The organism is Natronomonas sp. (assembly GCF_036625485.1).
Lineage (GTDB): Archaea > Halobacteriota > Halobacteria > Halobacteriales > Haloarculaceae > Natronomonas.
Genome location: NZ_JAZKTR010000034.1, coordinates 1 through 18,581, shown reverse-complemented (window position 1 = coordinate 18,581; position 18,581 = coordinate 1). Strand labels below are relative to the sequence as shown.

At 63.3% G+C, this 18,581-nt stretch carries 25 protein-coding genes and 2 pseudogenes; 21 read left to right on the top strand and 6 right to left on the bottom strand.

The features are described from left to right. The 17 genes and pseudogenes from rpmC to secY form a co-directional block, all read left to right on the top strand. Positions 1-189 (top strand): 50S ribosomal protein L29 (gene rpmC / locus V5A53_RS05420; RefSeq protein WP_332312554.1); only part of this gene is annotated, 189 nt, incomplete at its 5' end. After that, entirely contained in the window at positions 186-464 is a 279-nt protein-coding gene (locus V5A53_RS05415) for a ribonuclease P protein component 1 (RefSeq protein ID WP_332312553.1), read from the top strand. The genes rpmC and V5A53_RS05415, both read left to right, overlap by 4 nt. Next, positions 455-787, top strand: a pseudogene (locus V5A53_RS05410) (30S ribosomal protein S17); the annotation flags it as partial. The gene V5A53_RS05415 and the pseudogene V5A53_RS05410, both read left to right, overlap by 10 nt. Positions 788-798: 11 nt before the next feature. Beyond that, entirely contained in the window at positions 799-1,197 is a 399-nt protein-coding gene (locus V5A53_RS05405; protein WP_332312551.1) for a 50S ribosomal protein L14, read from the top strand. A gap of 2 nt (positions 1,198-1,199) precedes the next feature. Further along, on the top strand, positions 1,200-1,556 hold the full coding sequence (gene rplX / locus V5A53_RS05400; protein ID WP_332312550.1) for a 50S ribosomal protein L24: 357 nt from the start codon (positions 1,200-1,202) through the stop codon (positions 1,554-1,556). Beyond that, positions 1,553-2,311 (top strand): 30S ribosomal protein S4e, encoded by a 759-nt coding sequence (locus tag V5A53_RS05395; protein WP_332312549.1) that lies wholly within the window; start codon positions 1,553-1,555, stop codon positions 2,309-2,311. Before rplX ends, V5A53_RS05395 begins: the two co-directional genes overlap by 4 nt. Then, entirely contained in the window at positions 2,308-2,838 is a 531-nt protein-coding gene (locus V5A53_RS05390) for a 50S ribosomal protein L5 (RefSeq protein ID WP_332312548.1), read from the top strand. Before V5A53_RS05395 ends, V5A53_RS05390 begins: the two co-directional genes overlap by 4 nt. Beyond that, on the top strand, positions 2,835-3,002 hold the full coding sequence (locus V5A53_RS05385) for a 30S ribosomal protein S14 (RefSeq protein ID WP_178288937.1): 168 nt from the start codon (positions 2,835-2,837) through the stop codon (positions 3,000-3,002). Before V5A53_RS05390 ends, V5A53_RS05385 begins: the two co-directional genes overlap by 4 nt. A 2-nt stretch (positions 3,003-3,004) precedes the next feature. Next, on the top strand, positions 3,005-3,397 hold the full coding sequence (locus tag V5A53_RS05380; RefSeq protein ID WP_178288936.1) for a 30S ribosomal protein S8: 393 nt from the start codon (positions 3,005-3,007) through the stop codon (positions 3,395-3,397). Between the two features lie 3 nt (positions 3,398-3,400). Next, on the top strand, positions 3,401-3,934 hold the full coding sequence (locus V5A53_RS05375; protein ID WP_332312547.1) for a 50S ribosomal protein L6: 534 nt from the start codon (positions 3,401-3,403) through the stop codon (positions 3,932-3,934). Next, the gene (locus tag V5A53_RS05370) at positions 3,934-4,647 is read left to right on the top strand and encodes a 50S ribosomal protein L32e (protein ID WP_442928592.1); all 714 of its coding nucleotides are present in this window, start codon (positions 3,934-3,936) and stop codon (positions 4,645-4,647) included. The genes V5A53_RS05375 and V5A53_RS05370 overlap by 1 nt, the downstream gene beginning before the upstream one ends. After that, a complete protein-coding gene (locus tag V5A53_RS05365) occupies positions 4,644-5,093 on the top strand; it encodes a 50S ribosomal protein L19e (protein ID WP_332312546.1) in 450 nt (149 codons plus the stop codon). Before V5A53_RS05370 ends, V5A53_RS05365 begins: the two co-directional genes overlap by 4 nt. Next, a complete protein-coding gene (locus tag V5A53_RS05360; RefSeq protein WP_332312545.1) occupies positions 5,093-5,644 on the top strand; it encodes a 50S ribosomal protein L18 in 552 nt (183 codons plus the stop codon). Before V5A53_RS05365 ends, V5A53_RS05360 begins: the two co-directional genes overlap by 1 nt. Further along, positions 5,641-6,273 (top strand): 30S ribosomal protein S5, encoded by a 633-nt coding sequence (locus tag V5A53_RS05355; RefSeq protein ID WP_332312544.1) that lies wholly within the window; start codon positions 5,641-5,643, stop codon positions 6,271-6,273. The genes V5A53_RS05360 and V5A53_RS05355 overlap by 4 nt, the downstream gene beginning before the upstream one ends. Continuing rightward, a complete protein-coding gene (locus V5A53_RS05350) occupies positions 6,273-6,737 on the top strand; it encodes a 50S ribosomal protein L30 (RefSeq protein WP_332312556.1) in 465 nt (154 codons plus the stop codon). The genes V5A53_RS05355 and V5A53_RS05350 overlap by 1 nt, the downstream gene beginning before the upstream one ends. Beyond that, complete coding sequence (locus V5A53_RS05345) at positions 6,737-7,237, top strand: uL15m family ribosomal protein (protein WP_332312543.1); 501 nt, start codon at positions 6,737-6,739, stop codon at positions 7,235-7,237. The genes V5A53_RS05350 and V5A53_RS05345 overlap by 1 nt, the downstream gene beginning before the upstream one ends. Further along, positions 7,237-8,721, top strand: coding sequence for a preprotein translocase subunit SecY (gene secY, locus V5A53_RS05340; protein ID WP_332312542.1), 1,485 nt, complete (start codon positions 7,237-7,239; stop codon positions 8,719-8,721). The genes V5A53_RS05345 and secY overlap by 1 nt, the downstream gene beginning before the upstream one ends. Before the next feature lie 240 nt (positions 8,722-8,961). Here the strand turns inward: secY and V5A53_RS05335 are convergent, their stop codons facing one another. Beyond that, positions 8,962-10,107 carry a methionine adenosyltransferase gene (locus V5A53_RS05335; RefSeq protein ID WP_332312541.1) on the bottom strand — a complete coding sequence of 382 codons (1,146 nt, stop codon included), beginning with the start codon at positions 10,105-10,107 and terminating at the stop codon, positions 8,962-8,964. A 322-nt stretch (positions 10,108-10,429) separates the two neighbouring features. On the opposite strand from V5A53_RS05335, the gene V5A53_RS05330 reads away from it, so the two are divergent. Continuing rightward, positions 10,430-10,624 (top strand): DUF2196 domain-containing protein, encoded by a 195-nt coding sequence (locus tag V5A53_RS05330; RefSeq protein ID WP_332312540.1) that lies wholly within the window; start codon positions 10,430-10,432, stop codon positions 10,622-10,624. A 9-nt stretch (positions 10,625-10,633) separates the two neighbouring features. On the opposite strand, the gene V5A53_RS14555 is transcribed toward V5A53_RS05330, so the two are convergent. The 5 genes and pseudogenes from V5A53_RS14555 to V5A53_RS05315 all read right to left on the bottom strand — a co-directional run bounded on the left by V5A53_RS14555 (position 10,634) and on the right by V5A53_RS05315 (position 13,810). Continuing rightward, positions 10,634-10,987, bottom strand: a complete 354-nt coding sequence (locus V5A53_RS14555) for a DUF2267 domain-containing protein (protein ID WP_442928677.1) — start codon at positions 10,985-10,987, stop codon at positions 10,634-10,636. 65 nt (positions 10,988-11,052) lie between these two features. After that, positions 11,053-11,400: pseudogene (locus V5A53_RS14550) on the bottom strand (DUF2267 domain-containing protein); the annotation flags it as partial. A 106-nt stretch (positions 11,401-11,506) separates the two neighbouring features. Further along, a complete protein-coding gene (locus V5A53_RS05325) occupies positions 11,507-12,226 on the bottom strand; it encodes a DUF2270 domain-containing protein (RefSeq protein WP_332312539.1) in 720 nt (239 codons plus the stop codon). Positions 12,227-12,311: 85 nt separating this feature from the next. Beyond that, a complete protein-coding gene (locus V5A53_RS05320) occupies positions 12,312-13,217 on the bottom strand; it encodes a universal stress protein (protein WP_332312538.1) in 906 nt (301 codons plus the stop codon). Between the two features lie 152 nt (positions 13,218-13,369). Next, entirely contained in the window at positions 13,370-13,810 is a 441-nt protein-coding gene (locus V5A53_RS05315) for a pyridoxamine 5'-phosphate oxidase family protein (protein WP_332312555.1), read from the bottom strand. A gap of 422 nt (positions 13,811-14,232) precedes the next feature. Between V5A53_RS05315 and trkA the strand changes: the two genes are divergently transcribed. The 3 genes from trkA to V5A53_RS05300 form a co-directional block, all read left to right on the top strand. Then, complete coding sequence (trkA, locus tag V5A53_RS05310) at positions 14,233-15,570, top strand: Trk system potassium transporter TrkA (RefSeq protein ID WP_332312537.1); 1,338 nt, start codon at positions 14,233-14,235, stop codon at positions 15,568-15,570. Beyond that, the gene (locus V5A53_RS05305) at positions 15,570-17,069 is read left to right on the top strand and encodes a TrkH family potassium uptake protein (RefSeq protein WP_332312536.1); all 1,500 of its coding nucleotides are present in this window, start codon (positions 15,570-15,572) and stop codon (positions 17,067-17,069) included. The genes trkA and V5A53_RS05305 overlap by 1 nt, the downstream gene beginning before the upstream one ends. 73 nt (positions 17,070-17,142) lie before the next feature. Continuing rightward, on the top strand, positions 17,143-18,581 hold a 1,439-nt coding region (locus tag V5A53_RS05300; protein ID WP_332312535.1), incomplete at its 3' end, for a TrkH family potassium uptake protein.

Here is an 18,581-nt window from a genome sequence, read left to right as displayed (position 1 = left end):
GAGATCCGCGACATGACGCCCGCCGAACGCGAGGCGGAACTCGAACAGCTCGAGACGGAGCTTCTCAACGAGAAGGCCGTCCTGGCTGCCGGTGGTGCCCCGGAGAACCCGGGACGCATCGGCGAACTCAAGAAGACCATCGCCCGTCTCAAGACGGTGCAGCGCGAGGAGGGCGATCTCGAAGAATGAATCCCGATTCGCTCGTCCGCCACGAACTCGCCGGCCTCGACGTCGAGGTCGTTGACTCGCCCAACCCCGACCTGGTCGGGATAGCCGGGCGTGTCGTCGACGAGACGATGCACACGTTGCTCGTGGCGGCGGGCGACGGGATCAAACAGGTGCCGAAAGCGGATGCGACGTTCCGGTTCGAACTCGATGACACCGCAGTCGTCGTCGAGGGCGACCGACTCGTCGCACGGCCCGCTCGACGCACCGAACTCAAAGGAGGTTCACTATGGCAATAGGACTCGACGTAAAACAGCCTCCGGAACCCGAAAATCCGGAGGAGTACGATTACGAGACCTGTCCCTTCTTCGGTGACCTGCCCGTCCGCGGGCAGATCATCGAGGGGACGGTCGTCTCGACCGATATGGACCGTACCGTCGTCGTCGAGCGAGAGTACGAGGTGAACGTACCCAAATACGACCGTCTCATGAAGCGACGGTCGCGAATCCCGGCACACGTGCCGGAGGTACTGGAACCGCTCTCGGTCGGCGACGAAGTGAAACTAGCGGAGACCCGTCCGCTCTCGAAGACGAAGAGCCACGTGGTCGTCGAAGTACAGGAGAGTGAGGAATAATGGAAGCACTCAACGCTGACGTTACGCAGGGCCTCGAGAAAGGCTCCCTCATCACCTGTGCCGACAACACGGGCGCCCGTGAGCTGAAGGTCATCTCGATCTCCGGCTACTCGGGTACCAAGAACCGCCACCCCAAGGCGGGCCTCGGTGACAAGATCACCGTCTCGGTGACGAAGGGGACGCCGGAGATGCGGCGGCAGGTGCTGGAAGCGGTTATCATCCGGCAGCGAAAGCCCATCCGCCGTCCCGACGGCACGCGCCTCAAGTTCGAGGACAACGCGGCCGTCATCATCGACGAGAACGAGGAACCGCGTGGGACCGAACTCAAGGGCCCGATCGCCCGTGAGGTCGCAGAGCGGTTCGGGAGCATCGCCAGCACGGCGACAATGATCGTATAGCAATGACTGAGCAACCACACAAACAGCGCAACCGACAGGAGCGCGCCTCGCTGCACGACAAGCAGAAGCAGGTCCGTTCGCCGCTGTCGCCGGAACTCCGCGAGGAGTACGGCCAGCGGAGCGTCCGCGTCAACGCGGGCGACACCGTGGAGGTCCAGCGTGGTGACTTCGCCGGCGAGTCCGGTGACGTCGTCAACGTCGACCTCCGCGCCGCGGAGATTCACGTCGAAGACGTGACCATCGAGACGGCCGACGGGGAAGAGGTCCCCCGGCCGCTCGACGCCAGTAACGTTCAGGTGACCGACCTGGACCTCTCCGACGACCTCCGCGAGGCGCGACTGGAGGAGGATAACGAATGACGAAGCACCAGAAACGGCTCGCGGTTCCCAAGTCGTGGCCGGTCGAACGGAAAGAAGAGACGTACACGACGAAGGCCGGTGCGGGTCCGCACGGCGAGGAGGGGGTTCCCCTGCTCATCGTCCTGCGTGACGTGCTCGGCTACGTCGACTCGAAGAAGGAAGCGCGCTACGCGCTCGAACAGGACAGCGTTCTCGTCAACGGGAAGGCCGTCTCCGACGACCGCATCCCCATCGGGATGTTCGACATCCTCGCGTTCGTCGAACGCGAGGAGTTCTACCGTGTCTTCCCCGACGAAGGCGGTCGGCTCTCGCTGACCCCCATCGACGAGGACGCGGCAGGCTCGAAACTCGGTAAGATCGCCGGCAAGACGCAGGTGCCCGGCGGCGACACGCAGTTGACGCTGCACGACGGGCAGACCCTGCTCGTCGACGACGACGCCGGATACAGCACCAACGATTCCATCGTCGTCTCCAACGACGACGACGAGATCGTCGCCCACTTCACCTACGAGGAGGGCGCGCTGGTGACGGCCGTTCGTGGCGCACACGCCGGCCGAATCGGTACCATCGACACGATCCAGGTCACGCCTGGCTCCGGGTCGAACAACGTCCAGATCGACGCCAACGACGGCGAGGACTTCGAGACGGTCGAAGAGTACGTCGTCGTTATCGACGAGAACTTCACAGGCGGTTCGGACTCCGAACCGGAAGAGTCGAGCGGCGACAGCCGCGATGACGGAGGTGACGACGAATGAGCTCGGAATCCGAATCGGGCGAGTTCCACGAGATGCGTGAACCCTCCGTCGAGAAGGTCGTCGTTCACATGGGCATCGGCGAGGGCGGTGAACCGCTCGCGACCGCCGAGGACATCCTCGGCGAGGTCACGAGCCAACAGCCCGTCCGTACGACGGCCAAGAAGACGGTGCAGGACTTCAACATCCGAGAGGGCGACCCCATCGGTGCGAAGGTCACGCTCCGCGGAGAGGACGCCGAGGCGTTCCTCGAGACCGCACTGGCCATCGCCGAAATCGACGCATCGCAGTTCGACGAGACGGGGAACTTCAGCTTCGGCATCGAGGAACACACCGAGTTCCCGAGCCAGGAGTACGACCCCCAGATCGGTATCTACGGCCTCGACGTGACCGTCAACATGGTCCGCCCGGGCTACCGTGTGAGCAAGCGGGACAAGATGTCCCAGCCGATCCCGTCGAAGCACCGACTGACAGCCGAGGACGCTATCGCGTACCTCGAAGCGAACTACGACGTGGAGGTCTCCGAATGACGGAACAAGAAACAGGCGAGCAGGCCGCAAAGCGAACGGGCCAGCTCGAGGAATGCCAGCGCTGCGGGCGCGAACAAGGACTCGTCGGCAAGTACGACATCTGGCTGTGCCGACAGTGCTTCCGAGAAGTCGCTCGTGGCATGGGCTTCAAAAAGTACAGCTAACAATGGCGACAAACGACCCACTGGCAAGCGCGCTCTCCGGCCTCGATAACGCCGAGAGCGTCGGCCATCTGGACCAGACGATACAGCCCGCCTCGAACGAAATCGGCTCGGTACTCGAGGTCTTCTACGACCGCGGGTACATCGACGGATTCCAGTTCGTCGATGACGGCAAATCCGGCCGATTCGAGGTCGAACTGAAAGGCGCGATCAACGAGTGTGGCGCCGTCAAGCCCCGCTATTCGGCGGGCGCAGACGAATTCGAGAAGTGGGAGAAACGGTTCCTCCCCGCCCGCGACTACGGGGCACTCATCGTCACGACGAGCCACGGCGTCATGAGCCACTACGAGGCCCGAGAGGCGGGCATCGGTGGCCAGGTGATCGCATACGTATACTGAACCATGCGAAAGGAAATCGACATTCCGGACGAGGTCACGGCGACGATGGACCACCTCGACATCAGCGTCGAGGGGCCCAACGGGAGCGTCTCGCGACGCCTCTGGTACCCCGACGTGAGCGTGAGCGTCGAGGACGGCACCGTCGTCATCGAGACCGAGGAAGAGAACGCCAAGGCCGAGGCAACCGTCGGCACCTTCGCCAGCCACATCACCAACATGTTCCGCGGTGTGACCGAGGGCTGGGAGTACGGGATGGAAGTCTACTACTCCCACTTCCCGATGCAGGTCGCCGTCGAAGGCGACGAGGTCGTCATCGAGAACTTCCTGGGTGAGAAGGCGCCGCGACGGACGACGATCCGCGGCGACACCGAGGTTTCGGTGGACGGCGAAGAGCTGACGATCAGCGGCCCCAGCATCGAGGACGTCGGCCAGACGGCGGCCGACATCGAACAACTCACTCGCGTCCCCGACAAGGACACGCGCGTCTTCCAGGACGGCGTGTACATCACGGAGATGCCCGAGCGAGGTGAGGTCTGATGAGCGAAAGCGAAGATTACGAAGAACTGACCGACATCAGCGGTGTTGGCCCCTCGAAGGCGGAAGCCCTCGAAGAGGCGGGCTTCGAGACGGTCGACGACGTCCGCGAGGCGTCCCAGGACGAACTCGCGGAAGTCAACGGTATCGGCAACGCGCTCGCCGCGCGTATCAAAGCCGACGTCGGTGGCCTCGAGGTCGCCGAGGAAACCGAGGCCGAAGTCGAAGAGGAAGAGCCGGAAGAAGCCGAAGAAGAGCCGGCCGAAGACGTGGAGACGGAACTGCAGCCCCGCGGGCTCGCGGACAAGACGCCCGACCTCAGCGAGAACGAGGAGCGACTCCTCAAGCAGCGGAAACGCGAGGGCAAGCCGCAGTTCAACCGGCAGGATTACCACAAGAAAAAGCGGACGCCTACCTCGTGGCGGAAGCCGCGCGGTGACCGCTCCAAGCAGCGACGTGGCGTCAAAGGCAAGGGCGACAAGGTCCAGGCCGGCTTCCGGACGCCGAAGGCGGTGCGCGGCAAGCACCCCAGCGGCTTCGAGGAAGTCCGCGTCGAGAACGTCGACGACCTCGACGGCGTCGACGGTGACACCGAAGCGGTTCGTATCGGTTCGACCGTCGGCGCTCGCAAGCGCGAGCGCATCGAAGAGGTCGCCGAAGACGAGGGCATTCGCGTGCTCAACCCCACCTACGTCGAAGTGGAGGTCGAAGAATGACTGACCTGAAAGCACAGAAGCGACTGGCGGCAGACATTCTGGACGTCGGCGAGACCCGCGTTCGGTTCGACCCCGAGTCCCAAAGCGAGATCGCCGACGCCATCACCCGCGATGACGTCCGCGAACTCATCGACGAGGGCGTCATCGAGGCGACGGACTCGCAGGGTAACTCCCGCGGGCAGGCCCGCGAGCGCGCACAGAAGCGCTCCTACGGCCACCAGAAGGGTCACGGGACCCGGAAGGGCAAGTCCGGCGCCCGACAGAGCGACAAGGAGGATTGGCAGAGCCGCATCCGCGCACAGCGGAACGAACTCCGCGACCTGCGCGATGACGGTGAAATCGACCGCAGTCAGTACCGCGAACTGTACGACATGGCCAGCGGTGGCGAGTTCGACAGCGTCGCGGACCTGACGCGGTACATCGACGATACTTACGGTGAACAATAATGGCGACAGGACCACGATACAAGGTGCCGATGCGGCGTCGCCGCGAGGCCCGAACGGATTACCATCAAAGGTTGCGCCTGCTGAAATCCGGCAAGCCACGCCTGGTCGCTCGCAAGAGCAACAACCAAACCAGGGCGCAGCTGGTCGTAACGGGCCCCGAAGGTGACGAGACCGTCGCGAGCGCGGAATCGCTCGACCTCGAGGAGTTCGGCTGGGAGGCGCCGACGGGCAATCTGCCCGCCGCCTACCTGACGGGCTTTCTCGCGGGCAAGCGCGCAGTCGAGGCTGGCCTCGAAGAGGCCGTCCTCGACATCGGTCTCAACACCGCGACGCCCGGCAACAAGGCATTCGCAGTACAGGAAGGCGCAATCGACGCCGGTCTGGAGATCCCGCACAACGACGACGTGTTCGCTGACTGGCAGCGAACGCGTGGTTCGCACATTGCGGAGTACGCCGAGCAGGAAGGCGGCCTCTATTCCGGCGACTTCGACGCCACGGAACTACCCGATCACTTCGATGAGGTGCGAGAGCGCCTGGAGGATGAACTATGAGTAACGGATGGGAGCCGCGAACGCGGCTCGGACGAAAAGTAGCAGAGGGAGATATCACCTCGATGCGGGACGCCCTCGAATCGGGCCTCCCGCTGAAGGAACCGGAGATCGTCGACCAGCTCCTCCCCGGACTGGAAGACGAGGTACTCGACATCAACATGGTCCAGCGGATGACCGACTCCGGCCGCCGCGTGAAGTTCCGGTGTGTCGTCGCGGTCGGTAACCGCGACGGCTTCGTCGGCTACGCGCAGGGCCGTGACGACCAGGTCGGCGGTGCGATCCAGAAGGCCATCAACGTGGCCAAACTGAACATCGTCGACGTCTCCCGCGGCTGTGGGTCCTGGGAGTGTGGCTGTGGCCGTCCGCATACGGTCGCGCTGCGCACCGAGGGCAAGGCCGGTTCCGTCGAGGTAGAGCTCCAGCCCGCCCCGCGAGGCCTCGGTCTCGCGGGCGGTGAAACGTCCCGGAAGGTCCTCGAACTCGCGGGTATCGAGGACATCTGGACGCGCTCCAGCGGGAACACGCGTACCACGGTCAACTTCGCGAAGGCGACGTTCAACGCCCTGCGAGCGACCGCGGAGGCGCGGATTCCCGAGCGCACCCTCGAAAAGCGTGAGGTGATCGAATGATGAAAGCGATCGTTCAGCTCCGTGGCGAGGTCAATCAGAGCGAGAAGGTAGTGGACACCCTCTCGATGCTGAACCTCCACCGTGTCAACCACGCGACGCTCGTCCCTGATACGGACGCCTACCGTGGCATGGTGACGAAGGTAAACGACTGGGTGGCTCACGGCGAGCCGTCCCAGGAGACCGTCGAGCGGCTCATCACGCTTCGCGGCGAGCCCGCGGAGGGTGACGCCGATATCGACGACGAGTGGGTCGCCGAGAACACCGACTACGACGACGTCTCCGCGCTCGCGGAAGCGCTCCTCGACGAGGAGACCAAGCTCCAAGAGCAGGGACTGTCGCCGACGCTCCGTCTGCACCCGCCGCGCGGCGGCCACGACGGCGTCAAACACCCGACGAAGGAGGGCGGCCAGCTCGGCCCCCACTCCACCGAGGACATCGACGCACTCCTGGAGGCGATGCGATAATGACTTCCAAGAAACGACGACAGCGCGGTTCCCGAACGCACGGCGGCGGTACCCACAAGAACCGGCGTGGCGCCGGCAATCGCGGCGGGCGCGGCCGTGCGGGCCGTGACAAACACGAGTATCACAACTACGAACCGCTCGGCAAGTCCGGTTTCAAGCGTCCCCAGAAGACCGACCGGGACGTCGAGACCATCAACCTCCGCGAACTCGACGAGGACATCGCGCTTCTCGTTGCCGAGGACGTCGGCGAGGAGTCCGGAGACGGCTACGCCGTCGACGCACGCGACGTGGTCGAGAACGGCTACGACGTCGACCTCGTGAAGGTGCTCAGCGGTGGACAGGTCCACAACGCCCTGGAGGTCGTCGCCGACGCCTTCTCCGCCGACGCCGAGGAAGCCCTCGAAGAGGCCGGCGGCGAGGCCGTCCTCTCCGAGCGCGGCGAGGAACTCGCCGAGGAAGCCGAAAAAGACTCAACCGAAGAGGATAACGAGGAAGCGTAATGAGCTGGAAGGAGGCCGCCGAACCGATACTCACGCGGTTGCCCGCCGTCAAGCGCCCGACGGGTCACGTCCCTTTCAAGCGCAAGCTGGGCTGGACTGCGGGCATCTTGGTGTTGTATTTCTTCCTGACCAACGTCGGGATCTACGGACTCGGGCAGAACTCCGACATCTTCGGGCAGTTCCGAACGATCCTCGCCGGGTCGCAGGGTTCGATACTGCAGGTCGGTATCGGTCCCATCGTCACGGCATCCATCGTGCTGCAACTGCTCGGTGGTGCGGACCTGCTCGGGTTGGACACCGAGGAGAACCCGCGGGACCAGGCCATCTATCAGGGCCTCCAGAAGCTGCTCGTCATCGTCATGACGGCGCTGACGGCGCTGCCGATGGTGTTCGCCGGCTTCCTTCAGCCGAGCCCGCAGATCGCCGGTGCGCTCGGCATCTCGACGACGATACTGGGCTGGATCATGTTCGCCCAGATCTTCGTCGGCGGGATGTTGATCCTGTACATGGACGAGGTCGTTTCGAAATGGGGCGTCGGCTCCGGTATCGGCCTCTTCATTATCGCCGGTATCAGCCAGCGACTCATCGGCGGTTTCATCGCCTGGCGAGGTGTCGATGCCGGCTACGTCGGCTTCTTCCCGCGCTGGTGGGGCATCCTCACCGGTGAGGTCGAGATGGGCTCGCCGCTGACGCGGTCCGGTCTGGTCGACCTCTTCATCGGCCCCGGCGAACTGCTGGCGCTGATCACGACGGTACTCATCTTCAGTATCGTCGTCTACGCCGAATCCGTCCGGGTCGAGATTCCGCTCAGTCACGCCCGCGTCAAGGGCGCCCGTGGGCGGTTCCCGGTGAAACTCATCTACGCCAGCGTCCTGCCGATGATCCTCGTTCGGGCGCTGCAGGCCAACGTCCAGTTCCTGGGCCGCATCCTCAACGCCCAGTGGACCGGTATGCCGCTGTGGCTCGGCGACTACACCAGTCCCGAGGCCGGTGGCTTCGCCGAACCGACCGGTGGGTTGTTCTACTACATCGCACCGATCTACTCGCCGGAAGACTGGATGTGGTGGCTTGGTCAGACCTCTGCCGAACCATGGCAGATCATGGTTCGGGTCGGCGTCGACCTGACGTTCATGCTCGTCGGTGGCGCCGTCTTCGCCATCTTCTGGGTCGAAACGACGGGCATGGGTCCGCACGCGACCGCCAAGCAGATCCAGAACTCCGGTATGCAGATCCCCGGCTTCCGGCAGTCGCCCGGTGTCACCGAGAAGGTGCTCGAACGTTACATCCCGCAGGTCACCGTCATCGGCGGTGCCCTGGTCGGGCTACTCGCCGTGATGGCGAACATGCTCGGTACCATCGGGCAGGTCACCGGGACCGGCCTCCTGCTGACCGTCTCCATCACCTACAAGCTCTACGAGGAGATCGCCGAAGAGCAGATGATGGAGATGCATCCGATGATGCGCGAGATGTTCGGCAACGAGTAGCGACCCTCTCGTTGTTCTTCCATCGGCTTTTCTTCGCCCGCTGATTCAGCAGCTGTAGCTTCGGACGGTATCGCGACGGAGCCGACGACGCCCGTGTTATCGCTCGCTACAAACCGTGCGGCCGGTTTCACTACGAAGCTCGGCTTGCTTCGAAACCGAGTCCGTCCGAGAGTCCGACGCCGCATTTCCCTTCGCTCGTTTGTCGGATGTATCGCTGTCGACGTGCCTGGGAGTCTCCACTCAGAACAGATCGACCTCACCCGCGAGAACCCGTTCGGTCAGGGCTTCGATTCGGGAAATCTCGTCTCGAACGAGCCGTGTCACCGCATCGGTGTCATCGACTGTCGTCACCACATCGGCAGCCAGCGGCTTCGTAATCGGCGACCCGATCTCCGAGCAAAGAGAGATCTCCGCGTAATCGGCATCGAGTTCGGTCGCGACCTGCTCGGCGGTACGTGTCGCCAGCAGGTTGTAGAGTTTGCCGACGTGGCTCACCGGGTTTTTGCCCGCCGTCGCCTCGATACTCATCGGGCGGTGCGGCGTTATCAGGCCGTTATTACGGTTTCCCCGACCGACGGCGCCGTCGTCGGCGGTCTCGGCCGATAGGCCGGTTTCGGTCAGGTAAACCTCGCCCGCATCCGGGTCGTCGGCCGTGTTCACGTTGACAGCAACGTCAAGGTCAGTCCGGTCCCGTGCGTGTTGCTCGGCGAGTTCTCGGATCGATTTGACGACGTCGAGATACGCCTCGATGCTGGCCACCCGTCGGCCGATCACGGCGGCTGCGACCGTGAGATGCAGTTCTCCATCCGACCGGATGCCCATGATTTTGACGTCTTCGCCGACCGCGGTCGATTCCTCCCGCACTCGTGGTTCAAGCGTTCGGACGATGCGTTCGGTCTCCGAGAATGGCGCGTAGCCGACGCCGACGCTGGTATCGTTGGCGTTCACGTGTTCGTCCCGTTCGAAGAGCGCTTCGAGGTCGCTCGATGTCTCACTGACGTCGACGACGACCTCCACGCGGTCGGCCGGCAGTAACTCCAGATTCGACGCCATGTACTCACGGGCGGCGGTTTCGGCGATATCCGCGACGGGGACCGCCGTCTCGCCGACGCGTTGGGTCGCTTGACCGCCCAGATACAGCGTCGGTGGCTCGCGAATCTCACCGCCTCCGAACGCGGGGGCAGTATCGCCAGCGACGAGCTGGACGCTGTCGGTGTTGTGGTGAAGCACCCGCCCGAACTCCTCGAGATATCGCTGCGAGAGGGCCCGCGAGACCGCTTCTGCGATCCCGTCACAGAGGGTGTCCGGATGGCCGAGCCCCTTCCGTTCGACGAACTCGGTCGTCCGTGAAACGACCGGATCGGACTCGACTCGTGTGACACTCACTGGATACGTCATGACGAGGACAGGGTGATAAATCGGTCTCGAGCGTCGGACACGAGCGTCGTGAGCACTTCCCCTTCGGTCCGACCGATCGAAATCCGTCGATGGCCGCGAACACCCGCCTGCCTCTGTCGGACCCGCACCGGTCGTTGGTTTGTCAGTATCGCTCTACCACACATACGACCGACAAAGCACACGAACCCGTATAAACGACTAGTCCGTCGACGCCGCTGCCGCCCGCCAGTCACTGCCGAATCGTGTCGGTACTTCCTAGCTTTCGGGAACGACACCTCCTTCTAAGAAGTTCAAGCTCGATAAAACACGTATGTCAGCCGACCTACCGACGCGGAACGAACTCGTCGAGGGAATGACCGTCGAAATCGAACAGGAGAATGGCGACCGTATCGTCGGCGACGTCGGTGCCATCCTCACCGACGAACGAACCCATCCCGAGGGGATCCTCGTGAAGCTCAAATCCGGTGCCCAAGGGCGCGTCAAACGCATCGGCCCGGACGTTTGATCCTCGCGATTACTCCTCGAGACCCAGAAGCGAGTCGAACTCGGCAGGGAGCTGGTCGAGGGCTCTCTCCATTTCTTCGGGTGGAACGACGTCGGACAGTGCCGCACCCACGGTGCGGATCGCTTTTCGTGCCGTTTCCCCGGAGACGTCTGCCCGCCTGACGACCCGGTCGACGAACGCATCCGCGGAGAAATCCGCTGCATCTGTCGATGCTTGGTCGAGCAGCCACTGTTGCGCCTCCCCCTCGAGATACTGTGAGAGGTCTTCGGCCTCGCCTCGGGAGAGCCGCTCGCCCAGCGTCTCGAGGGTCGATCGAATGGTCGCTTCGGCGTCGACGGTCGGCTCGAACTCGGCGCCCTCGATGGCAACAGCGACGAAGGGGCGGCCGACGGCGGTCGGTCGGTGCCGAAGACTCGGTCGTAGTTCGGTGGTAACTGGGCCCGGGCGTTCTCGAGTTCTTCCTTGCCGACGCGTCCAGCGAGGACTCCCACTACTACTCGGACGTACTGCTGTACCGTTTCTTCCGGGAGGTCCGCCTCCTCGGCTACCTGCTCGAGGAATTCCTCGTAGGCCATCGGTTTAGCCTGCTTTCGCTCGACCTCGACGAGTTCCTCCGAGAGACCTGGGGGAAGGGGCGCAGCGAGATCACGGGCCTCACCGACGGAGAGGCCCCGTCCAAGGTTCCGGAGGGTCGCACGCGTCACCGCTTCGGCCTGCTCTCGGGACGTGACGTCGCTCGAACGAAAGACGGCCTCGATGAGGTCTGATTCGGTCATACTTCGAATATTTCGCCGGAACTCCCGAATAACCACGGGGCCGGTCTCAAGCTCCGAGACCGATGCACACGCGCCCGACGTCGCGTGATTCCCTTTGTACGGTCGGTCACCTCTCTCCCCATCGCTTCGTTTGCTCCGAAACCTCCCGTTTTTCTCCCTTCGCCTGACGGTCGGTCGGCCAGAGTGTCATCCCGATTATCACGAGATAAAAGGCACCGACGGCAACGATGACGGCCGGGCCGGGAATAGCGTCGATCGAGGCGGCATCCAGGGGGCTGACGCCCTCGGGTGCAAAAAGCGTGATTCGTACCACCCATGAGCCGATGATGATGGTCATCAGTGGGAGATACACGCGTTTCAGCCGGCGAGACAGTGCCTCGAAAAGCGGTACCTTGAGTCGCGGGTCCCTGAGATCGTCTGCCAGCAGTTCGCGCCATCGCTCGTGAATAACGCCCTCCGGATCGGCTGCATTGGCGAAGACGTTCTCCTCGACGAGCCGGACCCGGGACCGCCAGATATCGTAGATGCGGTACCGACGCGCCTCGACGACGAGAAACACCGCCACGACGGCCAGACTCCCGAGAATGATGTAGTGGGGGTTGTCGGCCCCGGAGAACGTCCACGTGATGAGCGTCGCCATGAGGCCGACCGCCCAGTTCGTCGTCCGGTCGATACGTGCTCGCCAGGCGGTCGTTCGTCCCAGTTCCCCGCGATAGAAATGCTGCATCATCCCGACGAACTCCGTCCGTTCTTCGGCCAATTCACCAGCGACTTCTCGCTCTTGTCGGCCCGATGGTTCGAAATCGTCGGCTTCTTCGCGTCCCATGACTCGATGTTAGCGCCGTCAATCAAGGAACTGTTGACGGAAAACCACAGGTCGGCTGGTATCGAGCGTCCGGCTCCCCTCCGGATTATAGCTCTTCCATCGGAACACAGCAAATCGGTATGTCAGCAGTCCGGACGACGGTTTCGGTGACGCTCCCGATGAGATAGCGTTTCACACCCGAGCGGCCATGCGTTCCCATCACGACCATGTCGATGTCGTGTTCCTCGCTGTAGGAACGGATCACACGTGCAGCAGGGCCGTTCCCGATGTTTCCTGCGACGCTAACGCCGCTTTCACGTGCACGCTCACGAACGGTTTCGAGTGCCTCGCGTCCGGTCTCTTCGAGGGCGTCGTGAATCTGAGATCTTTCGTCTACGCCAGCGAATCGGCTCGTATCGACCGAATAGAGGGTGTGTAGCGTTGCATCGTACACGTCAGCCCAAGCGAGTGCCAGCTCGACTGCGGCTTCGGAACCCTCACTCCCGTCTGTTGGAAGCAGGATGTCATCGTACACCGCCTCGCCTACCTCCTCGATGTCCGCGCTTGGGGGAACCGTAACGACGGGAACGCTCGACGTCCTGAGTGTCTTCTCCGCGACGCTCCCGAGCAACACCTGTTCGAGATCCGACCGACCGTGTGTTCCCATGACGATGAGGTCGATATCGTGGGTATCGGCGTAGTCGGTAATCGCCCGGACCGGGGTTCTTTGCTCGACGGTTGTCGTTATCCGACCCGAAATATGGCTGCGTGCGAGCCTCACGACAGTGTCGACGGCACGTTCTGCCTGTTCCTCGAGTAGTTGCTCCTGCTCGAGTTTGTCGTCGGCACTCAGATTCGACAGTGGCGGCTCGGTCTCACGGATATCCACCGCTGACAGCACGTGCAGGTCCGCCCCGATCGAGGCTGCGAGGTCGACCCCACGTCGGGCTCCTATTTCGGCTCCCTCGCTCCCGTCGGTCGGCACGAGAATCGATCTGATCGGCTGACTCATGCCCATAGTTTATCCTTCATGGATTTAACCCTGGTTTCGGTTCGCATCCGGTCGGTCCACCTCGACGACGATTCCAGCTGGACGCGACGAAGCAGCCGAACGGGCGACGACGAGAGAGGGCTCCGGGCGGTGTCTTCGAGCCGACTCGTCCGTCACGGATTTCGTGGCCGCAGGCCTTCACTCCGGCGACCTGAGATATCGCTGATCCGAATTTCGTACCACACTCGTTCGATGTCGTCTCTGTCTTCCCATCGACGCTCGCCTGCGGCGTCGTCGGCCTGTGCGAAAAAGAGGGACGCAAACCGGTCGGAGACGTTCGCGTCATCGAGGGGATGAATCGTCCCGGTTACGATGACACTCTCCCACGAATCAACGCTCTCGTAGTCGTATACTGTCAACGTCACCTGTTCGGACGCTTCGGCAAACGTCTTCTTTTTACTCTTGGGTCCGTTCACGAATTCCAGAATGATTCGGCGATCATCGTCATCGTAGCCGAACGAAACCGGGATGCCGTACCCTTCGTCTTCGACGCCCATGCTCAATACACCCTGGCCCCTCGACGAGAGGAACGATTCGCGCTCGCTTTCGTTCATCTCTTCGCCGATTAGCACTGAGTGGCTGGGCATGGCACGTCTTCGGCGCTCCAACGCCTTATTGGCTACTACCTGTTGGACTCACGGTCGACTTGCCACTCGACCGGTATCTATCCGGGAGTTCGACACGAGGACCAGCCGTTCGCGTACCGGCTGGCAACGGAAACGCGGGCGGTCGTCGGCACGGCTATCGGGTTCAAGGCTGAATCCGTCGTCAGAGACCACTCTGACTTCGTCGTGACCTCGATTCGCGAACTTCGGCTGTACTTCGAACAGCACGATGTCATCGAGACTACTTGGTGACACCCTACGAGGTGAGGTGATCCCCTCACTACATCCGTGGCCCAGCCTTGCTTGACCCCCTTCCGACCGGCTCAGAACCAATAGTAACGAACTTACCGTCGGCCCGACTCGTGGCTGATATGCACGTCGTTGTCATCGGTGCGGGCGAGGTCGGGACATCCATCGCGGGCAGCCTCGCCGAGTCTCACGATGTCGTCGTTATCGACATCGACGAGGACCGCGCCGAGCAACTCAAATACGAATTTGACGTGATGACCCTCGCCGGGGACGGCACGTCGCTTTCGATCCTCCGGAAGGCGGGTATCGAAGGGACGGATATGGTCATCGCCAGCACGGACAACGACCAGACGAACCTCGTCGCCTGTGAGACGGCGAAGACCGTCGCCGACCCCTTCACCATCGCCCGAACGAAGAGCGTCGAATACCTCCGAACGTGGGAGATAACCAAGGAGGCCTTCGGCGTCGACTTCATGGTCTGTTCGGACCTGCTGAGCGCCGAGAACGTCGTCCGGGTGGTCGGACTCCCGGCCGCAGTCGACGTCGACCCCTTCGCCGGCGGAAAGGTCCAGATGGCCGAATTCCAGATCATGGAGGAGAGTCCGGTCGCCGGCCAGACCGTCGCGGAGGCCGACCGCTTCGAATCGCTGACCTTCGCGGGCATCTTCCGGGACGACGAGATGATACTGCCCCGCGGCTCGACGGAGATCATGGCGGGCGACCGAGCGGTCGTCATCGGGAGTCCGACGAGCGTACAGGAGTTCGCCTCGGATCTTGCCCCCAAGAGGACGCCGGGCGAGGCCGACGAAATCGTCATCATCGGCGGCTCGGAGATCGGCTATCACACCGCGCGCCTGCTCGAAGAACGCGGCCTCAAGCCCCGGCTCATCGAACAGAACCACGAGCGGGCGCGGTATCTCGCCGAGGAGTTGCCGAACACGCTCGTGATGGAACACGACGCGACCGATACCGATTTCCTCGCGCGGGAACACGTCGACGAGGCCGATATCGTCGTCGCGGCGCTGGATTCCGACGAGAAGAACCTGCTCGTGTCCGTACTGGCGAAGCGACTCGGCACGGACCGTGTGGTCGCTATCGTCGACAGCGCCGATTACGTCCCGCTGTTCGAGGAGATCGGCATCGACGTCGCCATCAATCCGCGGCAGGTCACCGCCGAGGAAATCACGCGATTCACCCACGAAGGAATCGCGGAGAACGTCTCGGTACTCGAAAACGACCAGGCCGAGGTGCTCGAACTCGAACTCTCGGCGGACTGTCGGCTCGTCGGCCGGCCGATAGAAGAGGCGGTCGCCGACCTCGAGGGAGATATCGTCATCGGCGCCATCACGCGAAACGGCGAGAACGTCATCCCGAGAGGGGAGACGGTACTCGAAGTGGGCGACCACATCGTCGTCTTCGTCGAGACGTCGTTCGTCGACGAGCTAACCTCGATGACATAATGGTGGACGTTCGCGTCGACTGGCGGGCGAGCCTCGACCTCACTGGGCGAGTCCTCATCTATCTGGCCGGGCCGTTGTCGTTTCCGCTGGCGCTCGCGGTGTACTACGGTGAGTCACTCGTTCCGTTTCTGGCGGCCATCGCCGTGACGCTACTCGTGGGGCTGGCGATGCGGGAGCTTCCCGGCGACCCCGGCAACCTCGGCCCGCGGGAGGCGTTTCTGGCGGTTTCGCTCATCTGGTTGCTCGTGGCCGCCGTCGGCGCGATACCGTTCTACGTCGCCGGGACGGGCATCCTCTCCCATCCGGTCGACGCGATGTTCGAGGCGATGAGCGGGCTGACGACGACGGGCGCGACGGTGCTGCTGGATTTCTCGGTCCATTCGAAATCGATCCTGATGTGGCGGCAGGTCCTCCAGTGGCTCGGGGGGCTCGGTATCCTCATTCTGGTGACGGCGGTGCTCTCCGAACTCGGCGTCGGTGGTGCCCAGTTGATGGAGACGGAAACCCAGACCCGCAACGTCAACAAGTTGACGCCGCGTATCTCGCAGACGGCGCGGCTCTTGTGGGGGTTGTACGTCGCGCTGACGACGCTGGCTATCGCCGTGTACTACGGCCTGCATCTCGTCGGACTGGCTCCGAACATGGGGCTGTACAACGCCGTCGCCCACGCCTTCACGTCGGTCTCGACGGCCGGCTTCTCGCCGGAGCCCGAAAGCGTCGGGGCTTTCAGTCCCGTTATCCAGTGGGCGGTCATCCCCTTCATGCTCGTCGGGTCGACGAGTTTCGTGTTGCTGTATTTCGCCATCAACGGCGACCCGATGCGGTTGCTCCGAAACGAGGAGTTCCACTTCTATCTCGGTATCGTCGGCGTCGGGACGGCGCTGGTCGTCACGGCGCTCGTCTTCGACCCCTCGACCGAGTACGGGACCGAGCAGGCCCTCCGCCACGCGCTTTTCAACATCGCCTCCATCGTGACGACGACTGGCTATGCGAGCGTGGATTTCGACCTGTGGTCGCCCGCGGCCAAGCACGTCCTGTTTCTGTGTATGTTCATCGGGGGGATGGCGGGGTCGACGACCTGTTCTATCAAGACGCTCCGGTGGCTCGTCGCGGTCAAATCGCTCAAACGGGGCCTCTTCACCAGCATCCACCCCGAGGCGGTCCGCCCGGTGCGCATCAGCGGCAAGAGCGTCGACGAGGACGCCATCCGAGATACGTTCGCGTACCTGCTTCTGGTGCTCATCATCTTCTTCCTCCTGACGGTGGTCGTCGTCGTCGACGGCGCACGATCAGGGACCGTCTCGGAGTTCGAGGCGATGAGCGGCGCCGCGTCGACGTTCCTGAACATCGGCCCGGCCTTCGGTGATGCCGGCCCGTACGGGACCTACGCCAGCTATCCGCGGTCGACCCGGTTCGTGATGATCATCATGATGTGGATCGGCCGCATCGAGATCATCCCGGTACTGGTGCTGTTCACGAAGGCCTTCTGGACGTCGTAGGGGTCGTCGTTGGCCAACCGATTTCCTCATTAGGGGCGAGCGAGAGTCACCGAGATATGGATGGTGCGGACGGATGAGATTACGCGTCGATCTGCGAGCGACCGGGAGTCTCGTCGGAACGGTCATCAAGTACCTCGCCGTCGCGATGGCCGTTCCGCTCGTGGTATCGGTCGTCTACTGGGAGGACGTCTGGGTCTTCGCAGTGTCGATGGCGTTCGCAGTCGGGGTGGGCGTCGGGCTGGAGCGACTCGACCCCGACCCGGATATGAAAGCCGCCGAGGCGCTCCTGTTGGTCGCCGCGTCCTGGCTCGTCGTCGCTATCATCGCCGCGATTCCCTACGTGCTGGCGGGCTACGGCACGGCATCGACGCTCGCTAACCCGGTCAACGCGCTCTTCGAGTCGATGTCCGGCGTCACGACGACGGGGGCGACCGTGATGGGCGAGATATCGACCGACCGCCACTCGCATGCGGTGTTGATGTGGCGGCAACTGACACAGTGGCTCGGCGGGATGGGGATCATCGTCCTGATGATCGCTATTCTCCCCGAACTGGCGGTCAACGGCGCCGAACTGATGCGACAGGAGGCACCCGGCCCGGGGCTTCAGAAACTGACCCCGCGTATCGCGGAGACGGCCCGCGTGCTGTGGCTGGTCTACTTCGGGTTTACCATTCTGTTGACGCTTATCCTCTATGGCCTCCATCTTGCCGGTCTGGCCCCGAACATGAACCTCTTCAACGCCGTCGCTCACGGCTTTTCGACGCTGCCGACCGGCGGCTTTTCCCCGCAGGCCGACAGCATCGCCGCCTTCTCGGCGGTCGTCCAGTGGGTGTTCATCCCCTTCATGGTCGTCGCCGGGACGAACTTCGCGCTGTTCTGGCATCTACTCGACGGCGACATCCGAACCCTCCTCGGTGACACCGAGTTCCGGGTGTACGCGGGCGCCCTCGCCGTCCTGACGGCCGTTCTCGCGTCCCTTTTATACAGCGGGACGGCCCCGGCTCAAGAGCTGGGTGGCATCACGCAGGGGAACACCGGAAACGCCCTTCGACAGGCCGCTTTCCAGATCGGCTCCCTGATGAACTCGACCGGCTTCGCGACGAGCGACTTCGCCCAGTGGGACGGCCCGGCGCAGGCCGTCCTGCTCTTTACGATGTTCATCGGGGGCTCCGCGGGGTCGACCGGCGGCGGCATCAAGGTCGTCCGCTGGATTATCGTCATCAAGGCGGCCCGCCGGGAACTCCTCGAGGCTTCCCGCCCCGACGTCGTCCAGCCGATCCGCCTCGGCGGCAACGTCGTCGACGAGGAATCGGTCAAGGGCGTCCTCGCCTTCACGCTGCTGTATATCGCGCTCTTCGCCGTCGCGACGATGTTCTTCGTTCTCGACGGCCTCCGGGTCGGGTACGAACTGTCCGTGCTCGAAGCGATGAGCGCGTCGCTTGCGACCCTCGGGAACATCGGCCCCGGGTTCGGGTCGCTGGGGCCGTTCGGGAGCTATCTCGACTTCCCGGC

What these genes read in the sequence shown, in the direction of transcription:
- V5A53_RS05360 (WP_332312545.1), top strand. Translation starts at nt 5,093, where the DNA reads ATGGCGACAGGACCACGATACAAGGTGCCGATGCGGCGTCGCCGCGAG.
- V5A53_RS05365 (WP_332312546.1), top strand. Translation starts at nt 4,644, where the DNA reads ATGACTGACCTGAAAGCACAGAAGCGACTGGCGGCAGACATTCTGGAC.
- V5A53_RS05390 (WP_332312548.1), top strand. Translation starts at nt 2,308, where the DNA reads ATGAGCTCGGAATCCGAATCGGGCGAGTTCCACGAGATGCGTGAACCC.
- V5A53_RS05330 (WP_332312540.1), top strand. Translation starts at nt 10,430, where the DNA reads ATGTCAGCCGACCTACCGACGCGGAACGAACTCGTCGAGGGAATGACC.
- V5A53_RS05415 (WP_332312553.1), top strand. Translation starts at nt 186, where the DNA reads ATGAATCCCGATTCGCTCGTCCGCCACGAACTCGCCGGCCTCGACGTC.
- V5A53_RS05315 (WP_332312555.1), bottom strand. Translation starts at nt 13,810, where the DNA reads ATGAACGAAAGCGAGCGCGAATCGTTCCTCTCGTCGAGGGGCCAGGGT.
- V5A53_RS05320 (WP_332312538.1), bottom strand. Translation starts at nt 13,217, where the DNA reads ATGAGTCAGCCGATCAGATCGATTCTCGTGCCGACCGACGGGAGCGAG.
- V5A53_RS05375 (WP_332312547.1), top strand. Translation starts at nt 3,401, where the DNA reads ATGCGAAAGGAAATCGACATTCCGGACGAGGTCACGGCGACGATGGAC.
- V5A53_RS05385 (WP_178288937.1), top strand. Translation starts at nt 2,835, where the DNA reads ATGACGGAACAAGAAACAGGCGAGCAGGCCGCAAAGCGAACGGGCCAG.
- V5A53_RS05305 (WP_332312536.1), top strand. Translation starts at nt 15,570, where the DNA reads ATGGTGGACGTTCGCGTCGACTGGCGGGCGAGCCTCGACCTCACTGGG.
- V5A53_RS05345 (WP_332312543.1), top strand. Translation starts at nt 6,737, where the DNA reads ATGACTTCCAAGAAACGACGACAGCGCGGTTCCCGAACGCACGGCGGC.
- trkA (WP_332312537.1), top strand. Translation starts at nt 14,233, where the DNA reads ATGCACGTCGTTGTCATCGGTGCGGGCGAGGTCGGGACATCCATCGCG.
- V5A53_RS05325 (WP_332312539.1), bottom strand. Translation starts at nt 12,226, where the DNA reads ATGGGACGCGAAGAAGCCGACGATTTCGAACCATCGGGCCGACAAGAG.
- V5A53_RS05350 (WP_332312556.1), top strand. Translation starts at nt 6,273, where the DNA reads ATGAAAGCGATCGTTCAGCTCCGTGGCGAGGTCAATCAGAGCGAGAAG.
- V5A53_RS05405 (WP_332312551.1), top strand. Translation starts at nt 799, where the DNA reads ATGGAAGCACTCAACGCTGACGTTACGCAGGGCCTCGAGAAAGGCTCC.
- V5A53_RS05355 (WP_332312544.1), top strand. Translation starts at nt 5,641, where the DNA reads ATGAGTAACGGATGGGAGCCGCGAACGCGGCTCGGACGAAAAGTAGCA.
- V5A53_RS05380 (WP_178288936.1), top strand. Translation starts at nt 3,005, where the DNA reads ATGGCGACAAACGACCCACTGGCAAGCGCGCTCTCCGGCCTCGATAAC.
- rplX (WP_332312550.1), top strand. Translation starts at nt 1,200, where the DNA reads ATGACTGAGCAACCACACAAACAGCGCAACCGACAGGAGCGCGCCTCG.
- V5A53_RS05395 (WP_332312549.1), top strand. Translation starts at nt 1,553, where the DNA reads ATGACGAAGCACCAGAAACGGCTCGCGGTTCCCAAGTCGTGGCCGGTC.
- secY (WP_332312542.1), top strand. Translation starts at nt 7,237, where the DNA reads ATGAGCTGGAAGGAGGCCGCCGAACCGATACTCACGCGGTTGCCCGCC.
- V5A53_RS05370 (WP_442928592.1), top strand. Translation starts at nt 3,934, where the DNA reads ATGAGCGAAAGCGAAGATTACGAAGAACTGACCGACATCAGCGGTGTT.